This is a genomic window from Rhodococcus sp. NPDC059968 (assembly GCF_042738615.1).
In the GTDB taxonomy this organism is placed as follows: Bacteria; Actinomycetota; Actinomycetes; order Mycobacteriales; family Mycobacteriaceae; genus Rhodococcus_F.
Genome location: NZ_JBHWUE010000147.1, coordinates 1 through 17,172, shown reverse-complemented (window position 1 = coordinate 17,172; position 17,172 = coordinate 1). Strand labels below are relative to the sequence as shown.

At 64.9% G+C, this 17,172-nt stretch carries 15 protein-coding genes and 3 pseudogenes; 7 read left to right on the top strand and 11 right to left on the bottom strand.

Annotated features, from left to right (window positions below; translation table 11 throughout):
• Positions 1–633: pseudogene (locus ACFWAY_RS49415) on the top strand (transposase); the annotation flags it as partial.
• A 99-nt stretch (positions 634–732) separates the two neighbouring features.
• On the opposite strand, the pseudogene ACFWAY_RS49410 reads toward ACFWAY_RS49415, so the two are convergent.
• A pseudogene (locus ACFWAY_RS49410) lies at positions 733–1,162 on the bottom strand (cupin domain-containing protein).
• A 103-nt stretch (positions 1,163–1,265) separates the two neighbouring features.
• Positions 1,266–1,634 carry a DUF4267 domain-containing protein gene (locus tag ACFWAY_RS49405; RefSeq protein WP_378457543.1) on the bottom strand — a complete coding sequence of 123 codons (369 nt, stop codon included), beginning with the start codon at positions 1,632–1,634 and terminating at the stop codon, positions 1,266–1,268.
• Between the two features lie 80 nt (positions 1,635–1,714).
• On the opposite strand from ACFWAY_RS49405, the gene ACFWAY_RS49400 reads away from it, so the two are divergent.
• Entirely contained in the window at positions 1,715–2,290 is a 576-nt protein-coding gene (locus tag ACFWAY_RS49400) for a TetR/AcrR family transcriptional regulator (RefSeq protein WP_378457542.1), read from the top strand.
• A gap of 117 nt (positions 2,291–2,407) precedes the next feature.
• On the opposite strand, the gene ACFWAY_RS49395 is transcribed toward ACFWAY_RS49400, so the two are convergent.
• Positions 2,408–2,569 (bottom strand): hypothetical protein, encoded by a 162-nt coding sequence (locus ACFWAY_RS49395; RefSeq protein WP_378457541.1) that lies wholly within the window; start codon positions 2,567–2,569, stop codon positions 2,408–2,410.
• Between the two features lie 661 nt (positions 2,570–3,230).
• Between ACFWAY_RS49395 and ACFWAY_RS49390 the strand changes: the two genes are divergently transcribed.
• A complete protein-coding gene (locus ACFWAY_RS49390) occupies positions 3,231–4,574 on the top strand; it encodes an NAD-dependent succinate-semialdehyde dehydrogenase (RefSeq protein WP_378457540.1) in 1,344 nt (447 codons plus the stop codon).
• A gap of 208 nt (positions 4,575–4,782) precedes the next feature.
• Here ACFWAY_RS49390 and ACFWAY_RS49385 read toward each other — a convergent pair whose 3' ends face one another.
• The 7 genes from ACFWAY_RS49385 to ACFWAY_RS49355 all read right to left on the bottom strand — a co-directional run bounded on the left by ACFWAY_RS49385 (position 4,783) and on the right by ACFWAY_RS49355 (position 10,939).
• Positions 4,783–5,517, bottom strand: a complete 735-nt coding sequence (locus tag ACFWAY_RS49385) for a class I SAM-dependent methyltransferase (RefSeq protein ID WP_378515921.1) — start codon at positions 5,515–5,517, stop codon at positions 4,783–4,785.
• On the bottom strand, positions 5,514–5,720 hold the full coding sequence (locus ACFWAY_RS49380; protein WP_378515920.1) for an SDR family NAD(P)-dependent oxidoreductase: 207 nt from the start codon (positions 5,718–5,720) through the stop codon (positions 5,514–5,516). Before ACFWAY_RS49380 ends, ACFWAY_RS49385 begins: the two co-directional genes overlap by 4 nt.
• A complete protein-coding gene (locus ACFWAY_RS49375; protein ID WP_378515919.1) occupies positions 5,717–7,234 on the bottom strand; it encodes a sugar ABC transporter ATP-binding protein in 1,518 nt (505 codons plus the stop codon). Before ACFWAY_RS49375 ends, ACFWAY_RS49380 begins: the two co-directional genes overlap by 4 nt.
• Positions 7,231–8,265, bottom strand: coding sequence for an ABC transporter permease (locus tag ACFWAY_RS49370; RefSeq protein ID WP_378457536.1), 1,035 nt, complete (start codon positions 8,263–8,265; stop codon positions 7,231–7,233). The genes ACFWAY_RS49375 and ACFWAY_RS49370 overlap by 4 nt, the downstream gene beginning before the upstream one ends.
• 14 nt (positions 8,266–8,279) lie before the next feature.
• Positions 8,280–9,392: a substrate-binding domain-containing protein gene (locus tag ACFWAY_RS49365; protein WP_378457535.1), complete on the bottom strand. Its 1,113-nt coding sequence runs from the start codon at positions 9,390–9,392 to the stop codon at positions 8,280–8,282.
• A 106-nt stretch (positions 9,393–9,498) separates the two neighbouring features.
• Complete coding sequence (locus ACFWAY_RS49360; protein ID WP_378457534.1) at positions 9,499–10,305, bottom strand: IclR family transcriptional regulator; 807 nt, start codon at positions 10,303–10,305, stop codon at positions 9,499–9,501.
• Positions 10,306–10,558: 253 nt separating this feature from the next.
• Positions 10,559–10,939 carry a MaoC/PaaZ C-terminal domain-containing protein gene (locus ACFWAY_RS49355; RefSeq protein WP_378515918.1) on the bottom strand — a complete coding sequence of 127 codons (381 nt, stop codon included), beginning with the start codon at positions 10,937–10,939 and terminating at the stop codon, positions 10,559–10,561.
• Positions 10,940–11,535: 596 nt separating this feature from the next.
• Here ACFWAY_RS49355 and ACFWAY_RS49350 point away from each other — a divergent pair.
• From ACFWAY_RS49350 to ACFWAY_RS49335, 4 genes are all read left to right on the top strand, one after another.
• Positions 11,536–12,585, top strand: coding sequence for a LacI family DNA-binding transcriptional regulator (locus ACFWAY_RS49350; protein WP_378457532.1), 1,050 nt, complete (start codon positions 11,536–11,538; stop codon positions 12,583–12,585).
• A gap of 85 nt (positions 12,586–12,670) precedes the next feature.
• Complete coding sequence (locus tag ACFWAY_RS49345) at positions 12,671–14,293, top strand: acyl CoA:acetate/3-ketoacid CoA transferase (protein WP_378457531.1); 1,623 nt, start codon at positions 12,671–12,673, stop codon at positions 14,291–14,293.
• A 29-nt stretch (positions 14,294–14,322) separates the two neighbouring features.
• On the top strand, positions 14,323–15,126 hold the full coding sequence (locus ACFWAY_RS49340) for an enoyl-CoA hydratase/isomerase family protein (protein ID WP_378457530.1): 804 nt from the start codon (positions 14,323–14,325) through the stop codon (positions 15,124–15,126).
• Between the two features lie 49 nt (positions 15,127–15,175).
• Positions 15,176–16,615, top strand: coding sequence for an MFS transporter (locus ACFWAY_RS49335; RefSeq protein WP_378457529.1), 1,440 nt, complete (start codon positions 15,176–15,178; stop codon positions 16,613–16,615).
• A 291-nt stretch (positions 16,616–16,906) separates the two neighbouring features.
• Here the strand turns inward: ACFWAY_RS49335 and ACFWAY_RS49330 are convergent.
• Positions 16,907–17,172 (bottom strand): annotated as a pseudogene (locus tag ACFWAY_RS49330) (hypothetical protein); the annotation flags it as partial.

The window sequence follows — 17,172 nt, the reverse complement described above, 5'->3', positions numbered from 1 at the left end:
AAGGCCCGCGACCGGCTCGGCGCCCTGCAGGTGCGCCTGGCCCGCGGGCGCACCCGCCGCGACCGGGCGGCCGTGGAGCGCGAGATCGAGCAGATCTGCGCGCCGCGGTGGGTCGCCGAGGTGCTCACCGTCACCCTCACCGGCACCACCGCGGCGGAGCTGCGGTTGCGGTACCGCACCGACCGCCACGCCCGCCGACAACTCGAGGACCGGATCTTCGGCAAGCGGATCCTGTTCACCAACCGCACCGACTGGCCGGTCGCCCGCGTGATCGCCGCCTACCGATCCCAGTCCGACATCGAGTCCGGGTTCCGGCAACTCAAAGACCCCCAGGTAATTTCGTTCTCCCCGATGCACCACTGGACCGACCAGAAGATCCGCGTCCATGTCTTCTACAGCGTCCTTGCCCTGACCGTCGCGCACCTGATGCGCCGCGAGGCCGCCGATGCCGGACTGCATCTGTCGGTGCGTGAGTTGCTCGCCGAGCTGGCCGGCATCGAGGAAACGGTGCTGCTCTACCACGACGGCACCAAAGGTCGCCCCCGCGCCCAACGAATGCTCACCGACCACAGCGACACCGCCGAACAACTGGCCCGGCTGTTCGGCATCGACCGCTACGCACCCACCCGATGACTGGCCGCCACCAACTTAGGTAATACACCCCGACCACACCAAAACCAGCTCCCACCAGCGCTAATCGCACCGAAGCCACAGCTATCTAGGAAACTCCCGCTAGCCCTGACGGCGGGCACCGTTGCGTTCCCGCCACCACCACGGCGCATCGACGAAGTGGTTGTCGAACTCGTTCTGCGCTGCCGCAAGTTCGTCGAGCGTGGCGTCCCCGGCCTGGATCCTGCCGAGCAATCGGAAGTACTCGAACCGTTCGATTCCGGGAGTGAGCACGATCGGCACCCTAGCCGCGGAATCCGGTAACGCGCCGAATGCGTGTGGCATCAGTTCGGGCACCACCAGGGATCCCCCCGGCCTCGACGGTCATGATTCGGTCACCGGCCATCACTTGTAGTTCACCGTCGATGACGTAGAGCAACCCCGACGATCGCTTGTGGAAGTGTGGGACTGCGCCATCGGCTCCGGCTCGGAGTCGGACCTTCAGTGAGCTGAGTGAACCGCCCGTAGCCGAGGAATCGAAGAGCAAACGCATCGAAGCCGAGTCGTTCCCGACCACCTCGCAACGCTCAGTGGACACGGATACTGCTCGTTCGGTGCAGTTGTCGGTCATCGCATTCTCCTGGTTTCGTTTTCGGTCAGACGGCCAGCAGTACAGCGGCCACGATCAGAGCCACTGCCGTAGCACCGTGGATCGCGAACGCGGCTTTCCGGTCACCACCGTTCGACAGCACGATCCACATATCGCCGAGCGGAGTCACGGCAAGTAGAAGCACCAGCAAGGCGAGTTGGTCGCGGGCCGCGAAGGTGAAGACGATCACCAGAAGACCACTGGTGACGTCGCGGATCCCCTTCACTTGCCACCAGCCGCGGGCGTCGGCTGCGGGGTTGGTGGGAAGCCCGAATCCCGCGGCATTCTTCTCGTTCTTTGCAAGGTAGGCCGCACCGATCCCCATGATTCCGAGGGCCCCTATCCAGCTGATGACGAGTCCGATCCAGGCGAGCATTGCCGTTCCTTCCGTCTGAAGTATCTCTATCATCGATAGATTAATGATGGACGGAACTCTACCAGTGATAGACTTTGGTCGTGGGAGTTCGAGAACGCAAAGCAAGGGAAAAGCAAGATCGCGAGCGCAGGATCGTCGACTGCGCCCGCGCCATCGCCGAAAACGACGGCTGGCCGGCCGTAACGACTCGCCGTCTCGCCAACGAGATCGAATACAGCCCTCCCGTGCTCTACAGCCACTTTCCGGACGGCAGGGACGGCATCGTCAGCGCGGTCGCGCTCCTCGGCTTCCGAGACTTCACACACATAATGCGGCAGGTGCTGGACGAGGCCGGCGACGCCGATCGTCTGACGAAGTTCATCAGCGCCTACCTCGACTTCGCGACCGAGAACCCCGCCACCTACGAAGCGATGTTCTCGATGCAACTGGGAGTGCGCTTCGCCCACGAATCCACACCGCCGGAACTTCGTGACGCATTCACCGTCCTCGTGTCGGCCGTCGGTGGGGACCAAACCCGGAACGCGGAGACCAAAGCAGAGCTCTTCTGGAGCGCATTACACGGCATGTCCGTCCTCACCCACGGGCAACGACTCGCCCCCGACAACCGGCGGGCACGCGTCGACACACTCGCAGAGCTGTTCGGTTCAGCGAAATAGACACCGGCACAACACCCCACGCGTCCTCCACTCTCGGCCACCAGCCCGCCCGATTGACGCAGTACTCGCGGCGGAGTTACCCCGTTCGCGTCCCGATTTCGAGGTTGCAGCGTCTACCTACCCGTCGCTGAAGAGTGACCGGTGGATCTCGCCGGATGTCGGCGTGGGTGAATCACCGGTACGCGGCGCCTCGGAGACGGGCTGATGCGGGGTGCTGTGGGTCAGCGTTCGCTGCGCAGAAAAGAGTGGGAGTTCGGACTTGTCGTGATCGATGGCCATATTTGTTCCTTGATTCAGATGTATTTGGGTGCGGTCGGGTGGGGCGATGGCGACCGAGGAAATCGGTGTCGAAATGTGTCGCGGTCCGCATGGTGCCGTAGGCGCGATCGGCATGAAGGTGTCAGCGTCGGATCCGAGAAGACGGCGTGCCCACCCTGGGAGATGTTCGCGCGGTGCGGATCTGCGTGGCGCCTGGGCGTGCGTGCCTGTAGCCATTGGCATCAAATGGACGCTCCTTGCATCGACCGCGAACCGGCCGGCATACTTTCGAATCGGGAACGCCTGAGCCGACACGCTCGACGCGACAACCATTCCGATGTACTAAGCCTATACCCCCACACCATCTGCCTGCTCAACAGTGAACGATCTCACTACGTGGCCCCAGCGAATAAGCGACCTGCAGAGGCAGGCCATCCCCACCTCGCGACTCGGGCGCCTGTGAGGCCGACGGAAGGCTCAGGACACGGTCGACAGCCATGACGCTTCGTCCGCCACCGAAGCGGACACGTGGATCGACTCCCCCACCATGCCGAGGGCCGGCGCATCTCCATCGGTCGCGACGTCGACGCGACATAACCGGGCGATCTACTCGTGAGAAACCACCCCCGGCGCACTTCGCGAGCGATACTGGAATGCCCCACCCTTCCGAGGAGACGTGAACATGAGCCTGTACGCAGTTGTGGACCCCGCCACCGGAAAGACGGTGCGCGAATATCCGACCGCGACCGACGAGCAGATGCAGGCGGCGTTGTCCGCGGCGGAGAAGGCGCACCGTGAGTGGTCGCGGCCCTCCACGGTGGTCGAGCGCGCCGGACTGCTCAGGAAGGTCGCCGCGTTACACACCGAACGCCGCGACGAACTGGCCAAGATCATCCAGCGGGAGATGGGTAAGCCGCTGGACCAGTCGTTGGGGGAAGTCGACTTCAGCGCCGCGATCTACCAGTACTACGCCGACAACGCCGAGAAGTTCCTGGCCGACGAGCCGATCGACCTGGTCGAGGGTGAGGGTACCGCGCTGATCCGCCGAAACTCGATCGGCGTGCTGATCGGGATCATGCCGTGGAACTACCCCTACTACCAGGTCGCCCGGTTCGCGGGTCCGAATCTGGCACTGGGCAACACCATCGTGCTCAAACACGCACCGCAGTGTCCGGAATCGGCGGCGGCACTAAACCAAATCTTCACCGACGCCGGATATCCGGAGGGCGCCTACGTCAACGTCTACGCCACCAACGAGCAAATCGCCGACGCGATCGCCGACCCGCGGGTCCAGGGCGTGTCATTGACCGGATCCGAGCGTGCCGGTGCAGCCGTCGCCGAGATCGCCGGCCGCAACCTCAAGAAGGTGGTACTGGAACTCGGCGGTTCTGATCCGTTCATCGTGCTCAGTTCCGATGACCTCGACGCCACCGTAAAAGCGGCAGTGGAAGGTCGTTTCGAGAACACCGGACAAGCCTGCAACGCCGCGAAGCGATTCATCATCGCCGACGACCTCTACGACGACTTCGTCGGCAGATTCACCACCGAGGTGCTCGCCACGGCACAAGGACTCGCGCCGCTGTCGTCGGTCGCCGCCGCCGACCGGCTGTCCGAGCAGGTACAGCAGGCGATCGCCGAGGGCGCCACACTGGTGTCGGAAGGGGAACGGCAGGGTGCCTTCTTCCCACCCGCCGTGCTGACGAATGTGTCACGGGACTCACGTACCTACCGGGAGGAACTGTTCGGGCCGGTTGCGACTGTCTACAAGGTGCGTTCAGAGGAAGAGGCCGTCGAGCTAGCCAACGACACCCCGTTCGGTCTCGGCTCGTATGTGTTCACTACCGACCCCGATCAGGCCCACCGTGTCGCCGACTCACTGGAGGCGGGCATGGTGTTCGTCAATGCCGTTGGTGCCGAAGGAGTTGAGCTGCCGTTCGGCGGCGTCAAGCGCTCCGGTTTCGGTCGCGAACTCGGCAAGTACGGAATCGATGAATTCGTGAACAAGAAACTCATCCGCATCAGCTGAATCATCGATTCCAGTATCGACGCACACTCGGCATGCAGTTCGATATCGGCGTCCAGGGGTGCGTCACGGCACATGCGGGAAAGCAAGAGAGGAGCGGCGTCGATTCCTTGAAGAGGGTCACCAAGACGATGACGCACTTCATCGCCGAATGATCCGGGGCAGCCGACGCCATGAGGTCGATCGCTGCCGGGGCGGCCACGGCGTCGGGTCATGGTCGACCTTTGCGACCCACCAGATGAAAGACGCGACTGAGTTGGCGGTAGGGATCTCGTCGGCCGGCTTCGAGTTCGACCGCGGCCGCCGCTTCCACCCGCTTCGAATCGTTCGGGTCCAACTGGGCTCCACTGAAATCGAGCCAGTCGACGAACAGCCACACTCCATACCAGCGCACTGGCTCCACGCCGCGGCTCCGCACGAGTTCGCTGAGTTCCTCCACCGTGTCGGCGCGAGTCGGCACTCCCAGCACCCCGATCTCGCCCCGGGCGTCGAACGATGCCAGAGCGTCGTCCCACCGCTGTTCCAGGGCCGGGCGCACCGCCATCGCCTTGGCGTTGCCCGTCATGATCGAGACGACGCCACCGGCAGCAGCGCATCGGCACAGCTGGTCGACCAACGGCTCCGGCTGCTCCAGGTACCCGAGCACGCCATGACACAACACGGCGGCGAAGCGTTGCCCCTTCACCGCCTCGTCGGCGTTCTCGCCGTCGGCCTCCACGAGCGTCACCCGCCGCTGGGCCTCACCAGGCAGCCGCTGGAGTCGCTGGTGGGCTTTGTCCAGCGTCGCCGACGACGGGTCGAGCAATGTCACGTCGTAACCGGCCAGGGCGAGCGGAAACGATTGATGACCCGCACCGCCGCCGACGTCGAGCACAGGTGCCGGAGGCGGCGGCAAATTCTCCAGCAGCTGCTGGTGCAACACATACGTGCGCACACGCCCTTTCACCGAGGCATCAGCGCTTCGATGTCACGCTGCTTCGTCACATCGGTGGATACCGTCACCGCTGCGTCGGGAGACTCGAGTGGCAGGGGTTCGGTCCCCGGTCGATGTCCGAGTACGAGACGGAATCCGTCCTTCCGCAGGCGGCGTGTCACGGCACCGCCCAACCCGCCCTCCGCGCCGGTCACGACGGCCACCGGTGCGCTCATGTGATCGCACCTTGAAATGCCATTCGCATCACCGATTCCTCGGTGGCATCCGCCCGAGAGAGCTCGCCTACTGTTCGTCTGCCGCGCATGACTACGATTCGATCCGAGGCGCCGAGAAGTTCGGGTAGCACGGAAGACACCATGATGATCGCGATGCCGTTGTCTGCCAGTTCGCGAATGAGTCTGTGCACTTCGGCTTTCGCACCGACATCGATGCCACGGGTCGGTTCGTCGAGCAGCAGGACACGTGGGTTGGTGGCCAGCACCTTGGCGAGCGCCACCTTCTGCTGGTTGCCGCCGGACAGGGCACCGACCGGCAGCGCGGCGCTCGCCGCCTTGATGCGGAGTTCGCCGAAGAACTTGTCGACGATCTTGGTCCCGCGTCTGCGCCGCAACCACGGTCCGCTACTCATCTGCGCGAGACTGGTCAACTCGATGTTGGAGCTGATCGAAAGTCCGAGATGAAGTCCCTGGTCCTTGCGGTCTTCGGGGACGAGGCCGATCCCACACTCGATCGCTTCGTGCGGATGCGAGGCAGTGTACTCGGTGCCGTCGAGCATCATCATGCCCGCAGTGATCCGCGTTGCTCCGAAGATCGCTTGTAGCACCTCGGTGCGTCCACTACCCACCAGCCCACCGATACCGAGAATCTCACCCGGCGCGACGTGCAGGGTTGCCCCTCGCACCCCAGGTGCTTGGATCTCGGTAACGGTCAGGATCGGATCGACGGACGACGCCGGTGCGCTGGTGTGCCCGTGATAGAGCGCGCCGAGATCGCGGCCGATCATGTGCTTGATCAACGAGTCTTCGGTGAACTCGGCGGTCGGAGCGGTAATGATGTGGCGACCGTCGCGCAACACGGTGATGGTATCGGAGTATTCGAGTACTTCCGGTAGATCGTGGCTGATCAGGACCACCGCGGTGCCGGCATCGCGCAGTTCACGGAGCAGCCCGAGGAGCCGTCGAGAGTCGTCGTGGGGAAGGGACGAGGTCGGTTCGTCGAAGAAGATGACCCGGGCGTCGAGCGCGAGGGTGCGGGCAATTTCGACCAACTGCTGTTCGGCGATCGACAATCGGCCGGCGGCCTGCCGGGGATCGACAGTCAATCCGACTCGGCCGAGATAGCGTGATGCCTCGGCTGACAGGGCTTTTCGATCCACGAAGCCCCAACGCGACGGTTCGGCGCCGACCAGGACGTTCTCGGCCACCGACACCGAACCGATCACCGACAGTTCTTGGTGCACGATAGCGATTCCATGCTCGGCGGCCTGCGCCGGGCTCTTGATCGACACCGGGTCGCCGCCGAAGAGGATCTCGCCCTCGTCCGGGGCCGCGAAGCCTGACAGGATCTTCGACAGCGTCGACTTTCCTGCACCGTTCTCGCCGATCAAGGCATGGATCATGCCGGGCCCGAGGGTGATCGATACGCCCTCGAGAGCAGCAACGCCGGCGTAACGCTTCGAGATTCCGCGGGCTTCGAGCAATCCGGTTCGGACGGCGGTGTCGACGTTCATTCGCCCGGCTCCCCACGGGTGACCCGGTCGAGCACCACTGCGGCGACAACGACGGCGCCGGTGACGATCTGCTGCCAGTAGAACGGCACATTCATCAGGGTCAACCCGTTTCCGAGGACTGCGATGACCAGTGCGCCGAGGAACGTGCCGGCCAGTCTGCCCCGCCCCCCGAAGAGGCTGGTTCCGCCGACGACGACTGCGGCGATGACATCGAGTTCGAAGCCGATGCTTCCGGCCGGTTGCCCGGAGGAAAGCTTGGCGGCGAGGATCAGCGATGCCACCCCGGCGCAGAATCCGGCGAACACGAAAGCGAACAACAGAACTCGTGACACTCGGATACCGGACAGGCGTGCGGCTTCCTTGTTGCCACCAACGGCGTAGATGCGCCGGCCGATCTTCAGCCGGTGCAGGACCACGTATCCGACAGCGAAGGTGACGCCCATGATGAGCACCGGCACGGGAATCGGACCGACCTTGCCGATGCCGATTTGGGTAAAGGCGGAGTTGTTGATCGAGATCGGGTAGCTGTCGGTGATCAGCAGGGCGATACCGCGTAGAGCCGTCAGGGTGGCAAGCGTAGCGATGAAGGCCGGCACTTTCGCAACCGTGACGAGCACACCGTTGAGCAGTCCGCAGCCGATAGCAGCAACGAGCGTGATGGCGATGGCCGCGACGGCCGACATTCCGGTCGACAGTGTTGCATGCTGGAGATACAGCGCCGCGACGCTGCCCGTCAGGGCGACGATCGATCCGACCGACAGGTCTATCCCGGCAACGAGAATCACGACGGTGGCACCGACGGCCGCGATCGCGGTTATCGAAACCTGCTGGAGCACATTGGTGAGGTTGTTGGCCGTAATGAAGTTCGGGGCCTGGACCGAGAAGAACGCAACGAGCAGGACCAATGCGACCACGGGGCCGAGCTGGGCGAGTTGCTTGACGGCGTGACCGTCGAGGAGGCGTGTCCGTGCGGTGTCTGTTGAAGCCGTCGACGGCTTCGACGCGCCGGGTACCGGGGTGGTGGTTGTCATGAGTGCTCCCGAGCTCAGAATGCGGGTTGCGTGGTTGCGGTGCCGTCCCTGGTCACCAGCTCCTCGTCCAAGACCTTGAACTGCGGAACCTCCTCGCCGCGAAGGTACTTGACGACCTCCTCGACCAGGATCCCGGCCGTGGGCTTGTGGATGACGGTGGCGAGCGTCTGTCCGCTCTCGATTGCGGTGAACATGTCGGTCTCGCCGTCGGCGCCGACGACGTCGACTCCGGTCCGTCCGCTGGACTGCAATGCGGCGACTGCGCCGAGTGCCGCCTCGTCGTTGGCGCCGAACACCAGGTTGACATCCGGGTTCGCGGCGAGCATGTTCTGGGCGGCCTTCTCCGAATCGGCGCGACGGTAGTTGCCGGGCTGCTCGGCAACGATGTCGAACATGCAGGCCCGCAGCAGGGGAAGCATGAACGCACCGACCCGCGCATCGCTCGATGCGTCTCCGGGAATGCCGGAAATCACGGCGACCTTGATGTCCTGTTGTCCGGCGTAGTGGTCGACGACCCATTCGCCGAGTTGCTGGCCTTCGGTGGCGTAGGGCGCCAGGACTTGCGAGGCCGGCTTCACTCCCAGCATGCCTTTCTGGGTGAAGAAGTACGGCACCCCGGCCGTGGAGGCCTGCGACAGGACGGCGCTGAGTCCTTCGGTGTTTGCGGGCATCATCATCAGCGCATCCGTGCCCTGTGCGACGGCGGTCTGGATGTCGTTGAACTGCTGGTTGACGTCGTCATTGGCGCTGATGACGTTGATGTCGACACCGAGCTTGCGGGCGGCTTCTTCGGCGAGCTGCTTCTGCTTGACGAGGAACGGGTGGCTGAGTCCTTCGATCGAAAACGTGATCTTGATCGGGTCGTCGGCGCCGAGTGGTTCGGGGTTGGTGTTGGTTTCCTTGTCCGAGTTCGCGGCGGCGATTCCGTAGATGTTGCCTGCGAGCTTCTTTTGGATCTCGGCGATCTGATCGTGGTTCTTGGCGCATCCGCCGTCGTCGACCACCACGTCGGCGGCCTGGGTGTCGGCGGTAGTGGCGTTGTTGTTGACATTCGCGCTGCACGCCGTTCCAGCAACCAGAGTCGCCGCGCAGGCAAGTGCGGGAATCAGAGCACGGGTTTTCTTCATGGGGGGTTCCTTCTGGCGGAGGGGCCTACTCGAGGCGTGTTAGTCCGACCGCTGTGGTTGCAGCGGTGGGAGTGGCAAATATGTTGTGCGGTAGAGCTACTCGGTGCTAGTCGATGGGGAGGAGTGTGTCGGCGCCGATGGATGGCCGTCTGATTCGAGAGAGTTCGGTGGTGAGTTTCGCGGCGGTGTCCAGCACGAGATCGGCGAATCGTGAGCGAAGGTCGGATTCGGTGACACGGAAGATCGGGCCACCCACGCAGATCGCTGCGACCACGGCGCCGGTGGCGTCGAAGACGGGTGCGGCGATGGAGCGCACTCCGAGCTCACGTTCTTCGAGGCTGAGGGCGTATCCGTCGCGGCGGACGTCGTCCATCACTCGATGCAGCTCGGCGGCGTCGGTGATGGTCGAGTCGGTGTATCGCGTCAGGTCCAGTTGGTCGATGATCCGATCGCCGACCCCGGACGGGAGAAACGCGAGAATCACCTTGCCCTGACTAGTGGCGTGCAGCGGAATAAGTTGTCCCGGTTCGCCATACATCTGGACGGAATGTGACGAGGCCATGCAGACCAGGTAGGTCAACCGTAGGCCGCGACGCACCGACATGAATACCGTCTCGGTGGTGACGTCGCGCAGTTCTGCCAGCAGCGGCCGGCCCAGGTCCTCGAGCGCGTAGCGATCGACGCTCTCGCCCGCAAGTACCTGAATCTGCGGTCCGGGAGAGTATTTTCCCGAGGCCGCGTCCTGCACTGCGAAGCCGCGGTCACGTAGGACGCGCAGCAGTCGGTGCGCCGTGGGGACGGTCAGGTCTGTTGCCTTCGCGATGTCACTAGCGGTAATCCCCTCCGGGTGGAGGGACACTCGGGTCAGGACGTCGAGAAGGCGGTACGCGCTCTGCGCTCCGGGCGTTTCCATATTGTGGACCTCTATCCATAGTGTGGATTGCGCTTAATGTAATCCACATCACTATGGCGGTCAAGGGAGTGCGCCGAAGTTGCCGCCTTACGCAATCAGGACGTGGTTGACCAGACACTCCGGGATAGACTCGGCTGCAATCTATTTCAAAATCACAAGTGGCCACCGCGGTAGACAAAGGACGCTGACGAGCCCCAGCGGGCATATCCGCTCGGGCTCGTCAGCGAGAAGTGCGGCCGAAACCGCGAAACCGTCAGCCGGTGGACGCCGCCTTCTTGAACGCCACGACGGCCCGCCCGGAGATCACGGCCTTGCCGGTGCCGACATCCGTGATCGCCAGGTCGAAATAGGCACGGCCGGTATGCGGATCGACCTCCACGCAGGTGACCGCGGCATCGACGACCGAGCCCACGAATGTCGGCGCATGGAGTTCGAAGGTGTAGCTCTTCGAGACCCCGCCGAGAGCGACGAGGGCGGTCAGTGCCGACTGGACATAGCCGGCCACCAGCATCCCGTGCGCAACCCGTCTTCCGAACGGCGTCGACGCCGCATACTTTGCGTCGACGTGGATCGTGATCGGATTGTGGTCGTCCGACAGGTCGGCGTAGGCATCCACCGCATCCGCATCGACCACGAACCGTCGAGTCGCAGTATCCCCCACTTTTAATGACGCAATCGTGACGATCTCTGCAGTCACGACGCCCAGCCAGCCCTGGTGATGACGAGAACGTCGGAATGGGCGCGGACCTGAACACTTCTCATCGTTTGCATATTTGCTCCCATGAATCCTTCGGGGGTGACTACGTTCGCCACGCTGAGCGGAGCGCCGCGCTGCCGCGCTGCCGTGCGGGGCGAATCTCTCCCCGCGGTGGACGAAGATCTCGCGGCCTGGGGCCACGCTTTTCGCGGGCGCCCCAGCTCACCGTAGAGGGCACGGGGCGCAACTTCAAGAAATCGCTTACCGAGTTGGTCGACCCCAGTATGTGGCCATTCCTAGACCGACGTCCGTGGATCCGCGCCTTCATCGGCGGGTTGCGGCACACCGACCAACCAGAAACCTGACAGTGGGATCTGGATCGATCCATTCCTATCTCCGCAGATGACCGGCCAGATGCCGGTCCGGCGCCTGAAATATCCTACGAACTGGTGAAACACGCTCTTGGATCGATCCAGGTCGTGGTGTATGGTCTGTATCGCAGGTCACACAGGATGAGAGAAAGGACCGCGGCCATGGGGCGAGTCACCCTCTCCGACGTCAGTCGCCACGCCGGCGTGTCCCGGTCGACGGCGTCCCTCGTCCTCAACGACAGCCCGAGCGTCGCACCGGAGACCACACGCCGCGTGCGTGAGTCGATGAAGACCCTCGGATACGTCTATAACCGACACGCCGCCATGCTCCGCAACCCGCGGTCGATGACCCTCGGCCTGGTGGTCACTGAGGTGCAGAACCCCTACTTCGCCGAACTCGCCATGACCCTCGAGGACGTCGCCGACCGCGCCAACTACGCCGTCTTCATCGGCTACAGCCGCGACGACCCGGCCCGCCAGCGGCGGCTCCTCGACCGGCTCGTCGAACGCAGCATCGACGGGTTGATCCTGCTGCCGGCGGGCGACACCCAGGCGACGGAGATCGACGACCTGCTCGCGTCGAGCGGCATCCCGCTGGTACTGCTGGCCCGACACTTCGACCTCAGCCACGACTACGTCGGTGCCGACAACGTCGAAGCCGGACGCCTGCTCGGCCACCACCTGCGTTCGATGGGCGCGCGGACGGTGGCCATGGTCGGAGGCCCCCAGCACACCTCCGCCCGCCGCGAGCGTGAGCAGGGCTTCCTCGCCGCCATCGCCGGATCCGACATGACCATGTACGCCACTGACGGCCTCTACGGGGAGGCCACCCCGGACGGTGGCGCCGACGCCACCCGCCGACTGCTCGACCGCGGTGAGATCCCGGACGCGATCGTGGCCTACAGCGACATCGTCGCCGTCGGCGTCTACGCCGAACTGACCCGCCGCGGCCTCGAGCCCGGCCGCGACATCGCCGTCGGCGGCTTCGACGACATCGCCGGATCCGCCCACCGCACACCGCCACTGACCACCGTTGCCACCTTCCCCACCAAGATCGGGGAGAAGTGCGGCGAACTGATCCTCGAACGCATCGGCCAGTCCGTCGCCACTGGCGACACCGCAGCTGCCGCCACTCCGTTCAGTCACCAGCTCGTCGAGCCCGCGCTACGAGTGCGCGCGTCCACCGCCGCCTGGCGTCCTCGCCGCCAATAGGCACACCTCCGCGCCTCCGGACGCCGCCCCACCGCACATCTATACCCATAACCGACAAGTAAGCGCTTTCACAGCTAGGAGCCAGATGATGCACACCCCCCGCGTACTCTCCGCCCGCCACGCCGCCGACCTCGTCCAGGACGGCGACATCGTCACCGTCAGCTCGTCGTCGGGCCTGGGCTGCCCGGACGCGGTGCTCGGCGGCCTCGGACAGCGCTACGAAGAGACCCAGTCCCCGAAGAACCTGACCAGCGTGCACCCGATCGCGGCCGGCGACATGTGGGGCATCAAGGGCATCGACCACATCGCCCGGCCTGGTCTGCTGTCTCGGGTGGTCGCCGGTTCGTATCCATCCGGCCCCTCATCAGCGGAGCCGCCCCGTATCTGGCAGATGATCGAGAACAACGAGATCGAAGCCTACAACCTCCCCTCCGGTGTGCTGTATCAGCTGCACCGCGCGGCCGCCGCGAAACAACCCGGCGTGCTGACCAAGGTCGGACTCGACACCTTCGTCGACCCACGGATCAGCGCCGGCCGGATGAACACCGTCACCCCGGACGCCTTCGTCCGCGTGCACGAATTCGACGGTCAGGAATGGCTGTTCTACGACGCCCTAATACCGAATGTGGCGATCATCCGCGCCACCACCGCCGACACCCACGGCAACCTCACCTTCGAGGAAGAGGCGTCCCCGCTCGGGGCCCTCGACCTGGCCTACGCGGCCCACAACAACGGCGGCATCGTCATCGCCCAGGTCAAGTACCTGGCCGACGGCGGCAGCCTGAGCCCACAGGCGGTGCAGGTGCCGGGCATCCTCGTCGACGCCCTCGTGCTGGCCCCGGATCAGTTGCAGACCACCCAAACCCAGTACGACCCAGCCATTTCCGGTGAGCTGCGTCGCCCGCTGAGCACCCTCGCCCCGGTGCCGTTCACCCTCGAGAAGATCATGGCCCGCCGCGCCGCGGCCGAGCTGCAGTCCGGCGAGATCGCCAACGTCGGTTTCGGTGTCTCCGCGCTGGTTCCCCACGTCCTCGTCGAGGAGGGACTCGCCAACGCGGTGTCCTGGGTGATCGAGCAGGGCCCGGTCGGCGGTGTTCCGCTGCTGGACTTCGTTTTCGGTGTCGCCCAGAATCCGGATGCGATCATGCAGAGCTCGGACCAGTTCACCCTGCTGCAAGGTGGTGGATTCGAGCACACCCTGCTGTCCTTCCTCGAAATCGATCAGCACGGCAACGTCAACGTGCACAGCCTCCCCAAGCGCCGGCACGTCACCGCCGGTGTCGGCGGGTTCGCCGACATCACCTCCGCCGCACCGTCGATCGTGTTCGTCGGCTCCTTCACCGCCGGCCGCCGCGACATCGGTATCGAAGGCGGCGCGCTGCAGATCCGTGCCGACGGCCCGCATACGAAGTTCGTCAAGGAAGTCGACTCGCCCACGTTCTCGGGCAAGCGAGCACTCGCCAACGGCCAGAAGGTCCTGTACGTCACCGAACGCGCAGTCCTCGAACTGCGCCCCGAGGGACTGACCGTCATCGAGATCGCCCCCGGCGTGGACCTGCAGCGCGACATCCTCGACAAGTCCGAATTCGACCTGCTCGTCGACCCGGATATGAAGACCATGGCGCCGGAGTTGTTCTCCCCGCACGTCCAGGGCCTGACCCTCACCCCGCTGCCCGCGCACCCGCGCATGCAGGCACTGCAGAGCTGACCGCGCACCGACCGATAGAGGGACTATTCATGAACACCACTGAGATCCACCAGAACGTCGGCCGCATCGACGTGAACTGGGACCGTGCCGGCCGAGTCGCGACCATCCTGATCGACCGACCCCGCAAGCTCAACGCCCTCACCCTCGAGCTGCTCGACGACCTCTACACCGAACTGCGGGCCATCGAGAACTCCGACGCCCAGGTAGTTTTGCTGAAAACCGCGGGCGACAAGGCATTCTGCGTCGGCGCCGACATCACCCAGTTCGCACAATTCACCCCGGCCCAGATGTGGAAACGCTGGATCGCCGAGGGCCACCGGGTGTTCAACTTCCTCGCCCAGCTGCATCAGCCGACGATCGCAGTCGTCGACGGGATCGCCGTCGGCGGCGGACTCGAACTCGCCCTCGCCTGCGACCTTCGGGTCGGTGCCACCGGTGCCCGCCTCGGACTTCCCGAAACCAGTCTCGGCACCATCCCCGGCTGGGGCGGCACCGCGCGGCTGACCAACGTGATCGGCGCCGCCCGGGCCAAGGAGCTCATCTTCACCCGCCGCCAACTCGACACCGACACGGCCCTGGCGTGGGGCCTGCTCACCGCGGTCGCCGACCGCGACGACATCGGCGCGGCCACCGACGAGCTCGTCGACCGTATCCTCGAAGGCGCCCCCGCCGCAGTACAAGTCAGCAAACAACTCGTCGACGCGGCCGCGGCCGGTGCACCGTCGGCCATCCTCGAAGCCCTCGCCAGCGGATTCACCGCCTCGACCAACGACTTCGCGATCGGCGTCACCGCATTCCAGAACAAGACCACACCGGCCTTCACCAACTCGTAGCCCTCCCCCTCCTCGCTCCCCAGCAGATCCTCGACCGGATTGGCACACCATGACCCTCAATCCACACTCACCGTCCACGGCGGACCCCGAAGCCCACACGGACATCCCGGTGGTCACCACGAAAGACCTCCGCAAAGCAGCGTGGGGCGCATCCGTGGGAAGCGCCCTCGAGTACTACGACTTCGCCCTCTACAGCCTCGCGTCCGCGCTGGTATTCGGGCCGCTGTTCTTTCCCTCCAGCAATGCCTCGACCGGGCTGGTCCTGAGTTTCGCCACGTACTTCATCGGTTTCGCCGTCCGCCCACTGGGCGGGGTGTTCTTCGGCCGGCTCGGTGACCGCCTCGGCCGCAAGTTCGTGCTGATGGCCACCATCATCATGATGGGCGTGGCCAGCACCTGCATCGGCCTGCTGCCGACCTACCACGGCAACGAAGGCGACTGGTACTCCGGCGGGGTCGGCATGCTCGCCCCGGCCCTGTTGATCCTGCTGCGTATCGTCCAGGGCCTCGGCGCCGGCGCGGAGATGGCCGGTGCCTCCATCTTGATGACCGAGTACTCCCCGCCGAAGAAGCGCGGCTTCTACGCCTCGCTGCCGTTCCTCGGTGTGCAGGTCGGCACCGTCACCGCGGCCCTGGTCTACTTCCTCGTCTACCGCGGCCACAGCGAGATCACCGACACCTGGCTGTGGCGGGTGCCGTTCCTGGCCAGCGTCGTCATCCTCGGCGTCGCGATGTACCTGCGGGTCAACCTGAAAGAGTCACCGACCTTCAAGAAGCTCGAGGTCCGCGACCAGATCGACGAGCGGCCGCTGCACAACCTGCTCGAGTATTCGCGCCCGTCCCTGCTGCGCGGCATCGGCCTGCGCCTGGCCGAGAACGGCTCGTCCTCGATGTACCAGGCCCTCGCGGTCGCCTACGTCACGAGCGCCGCGGTCGGCATCAAGGGCCCCATCGGTGCCCTCTCCCTGGTCTTCGCCGCCTCCCTCGGCTCCATCGTGATCCCGATCGCCGGCAAGCTCTCCGACCGGTTTGGCCGGGTCAAGACCTACCGCGCCTTCGCCTACTTCCAGCTGGTGTCCGCGTTCCCGATCTGGTGGGCGCTGAGCCAGGGCAGCGTGGTGCTGACCATCACCGTCATCTCCTTGGCGCTCGGAATCGGAACCTGGGGAATGTTCGGCTCACAGAGCGCATTCATGTGCGAGCTGTTCGGCTCCCGCCAGCGCTACCTCGGCGTGTCGGTGGCCCGTGAGATCTCCGCGGTCCTCTCCGGCGGTATCGCCCCGCTGATCGGCGCCTGGATCATCGCGGCGGTCGTCGCCTCCGACGGCGGACCGGACGTCCCCGGCGCCGGACTCGGATCGTGGGTATTCATCGCCGGGTACCTGTGCATCCTGACCCTCATCACCATCGGCACCACCTACATCACCCCCGACCCGATCAACCGCGACCTGGACGACCCGCGCGACGCGGTCGCTGCTGCACGCGGCTGAAGCGGCTGAGACAAGCCACAATCTAGAGTGAGCCGGTACCGGTCTCCCGCGAGTGGCGCTTCCAGGAGATGGCGTGGCGGCGGTCCGACGGCGGGCGCAAGTTCCCCCTACCGCATCTGGTGGTGCAGACGATACGGCCGCCAAAGCGGAGGAGCACATTGCACCCTCGGTAGGGGCGCGCTGCCGGTCGGCTGAAGGAGTTGGCCGGCCGTAGTCAATGGGAGTCCCGGGTAGTCATGGGTTCCTGCTAGCGAACCTTGGTCGCTAGGTGTACGAGAGTTGTCTCGAGTTTCAAGCTGCTGTGGGCAGCAGCCTGGCGTTATCGATGCACGGTTCGGTGTGAATATCCATGGTGTGCAGTGCTTTACGGATTTCGAATGGAGCCGGCGGTTGGTCGGCGGCGAGCAGGGGGCGCAGCACCCGGTCGTGCACCTTGGTGTAGAAGATCGCGAATCGGAGGCGGTCTGGGTCGAGGCGGTAGGTGTTTCGGCCCGGGATGCGGGTGATGAGCCCGTTTGTCCGGAGGCGGGCCAGGTCGTAGCTGGCCTGGTTCATGG

What these genes read in the sequence shown, in the direction of transcription:
- ACFWAY_RS49380 (WP_378515920.1), bottom strand. Translation starts at nt 5,720, where the DNA reads ATGAGCGCACCGGTGGCCGTCGTGACCGGCGCGGAGGGCGGGTTGGGC.
- ACFWAY_RS49390 (WP_378457540.1), top strand. Translation starts at nt 3,231, where the DNA reads ATGAGCCTGTACGCAGTTGTGGACCCCGCCACCGGAAAGACGGTGCGC.
- ACFWAY_RS49405 (WP_378457543.1), bottom strand. Translation starts at nt 1,634, where the DNA reads ATGCTCGCCTGGATCGGACTCGTCATCAGCTGGATAGGGGCCCTCGGA.
- ACFWAY_RS49345 (WP_378457531.1), top strand. Translation starts at nt 12,671, where the DNA reads ATGATGCACACCCCCCGCGTACTCTCCGCCCGCCACGCCGCCGACCTC.
- ACFWAY_RS49365 (WP_378457535.1), bottom strand. Translation starts at nt 9,392, where the DNA reads ATGAAGAAAACCCGTGCTCTGATTCCCGCACTTGCCTGCGCGGCGACT.
- ACFWAY_RS49350 (WP_378457532.1), top strand. Translation starts at nt 11,536, where the DNA reads ATGGGGCGAGTCACCCTCTCCGACGTCAGTCGCCACGCCGGCGTGTCC.
- ACFWAY_RS49335 (WP_378457529.1), top strand. Translation starts at nt 15,176, where the DNA reads ATGACCCTCAATCCACACTCACCGTCCACGGCGGACCCCGAAGCCCAC.
- ACFWAY_RS49340 (WP_378457530.1), top strand. Translation starts at nt 14,323, where the DNA reads ATGAACACCACTGAGATCCACCAGAACGTCGGCCGCATCGACGTGAAC.
- ACFWAY_RS49360 (WP_378457534.1), bottom strand. Translation starts at nt 10,305, where the DNA reads ATGGAAACGCCCGGAGCGCAGAGCGCGTACCGCCTTCTCGACGTCCTG.
- ACFWAY_RS49395 (WP_378457541.1), bottom strand. Translation starts at nt 2,569, where the DNA reads ATGGCCATCGATCACGACAAGTCCGAACTCCCACTCTTTTCTGCGCAG.
- ACFWAY_RS49370 (WP_378457536.1), bottom strand. Translation starts at nt 8,265, where the DNA reads ATGACAACCACCACCCCGGTACCCGGCGCGTCGAAGCCGTCGACGGCT.
- ACFWAY_RS49375 (WP_378515919.1), bottom strand. Translation starts at nt 7,234, where the DNA reads ATGAACGTCGACACCGCCGTCCGAACCGGATTGCTCGAAGCCCGCGGA.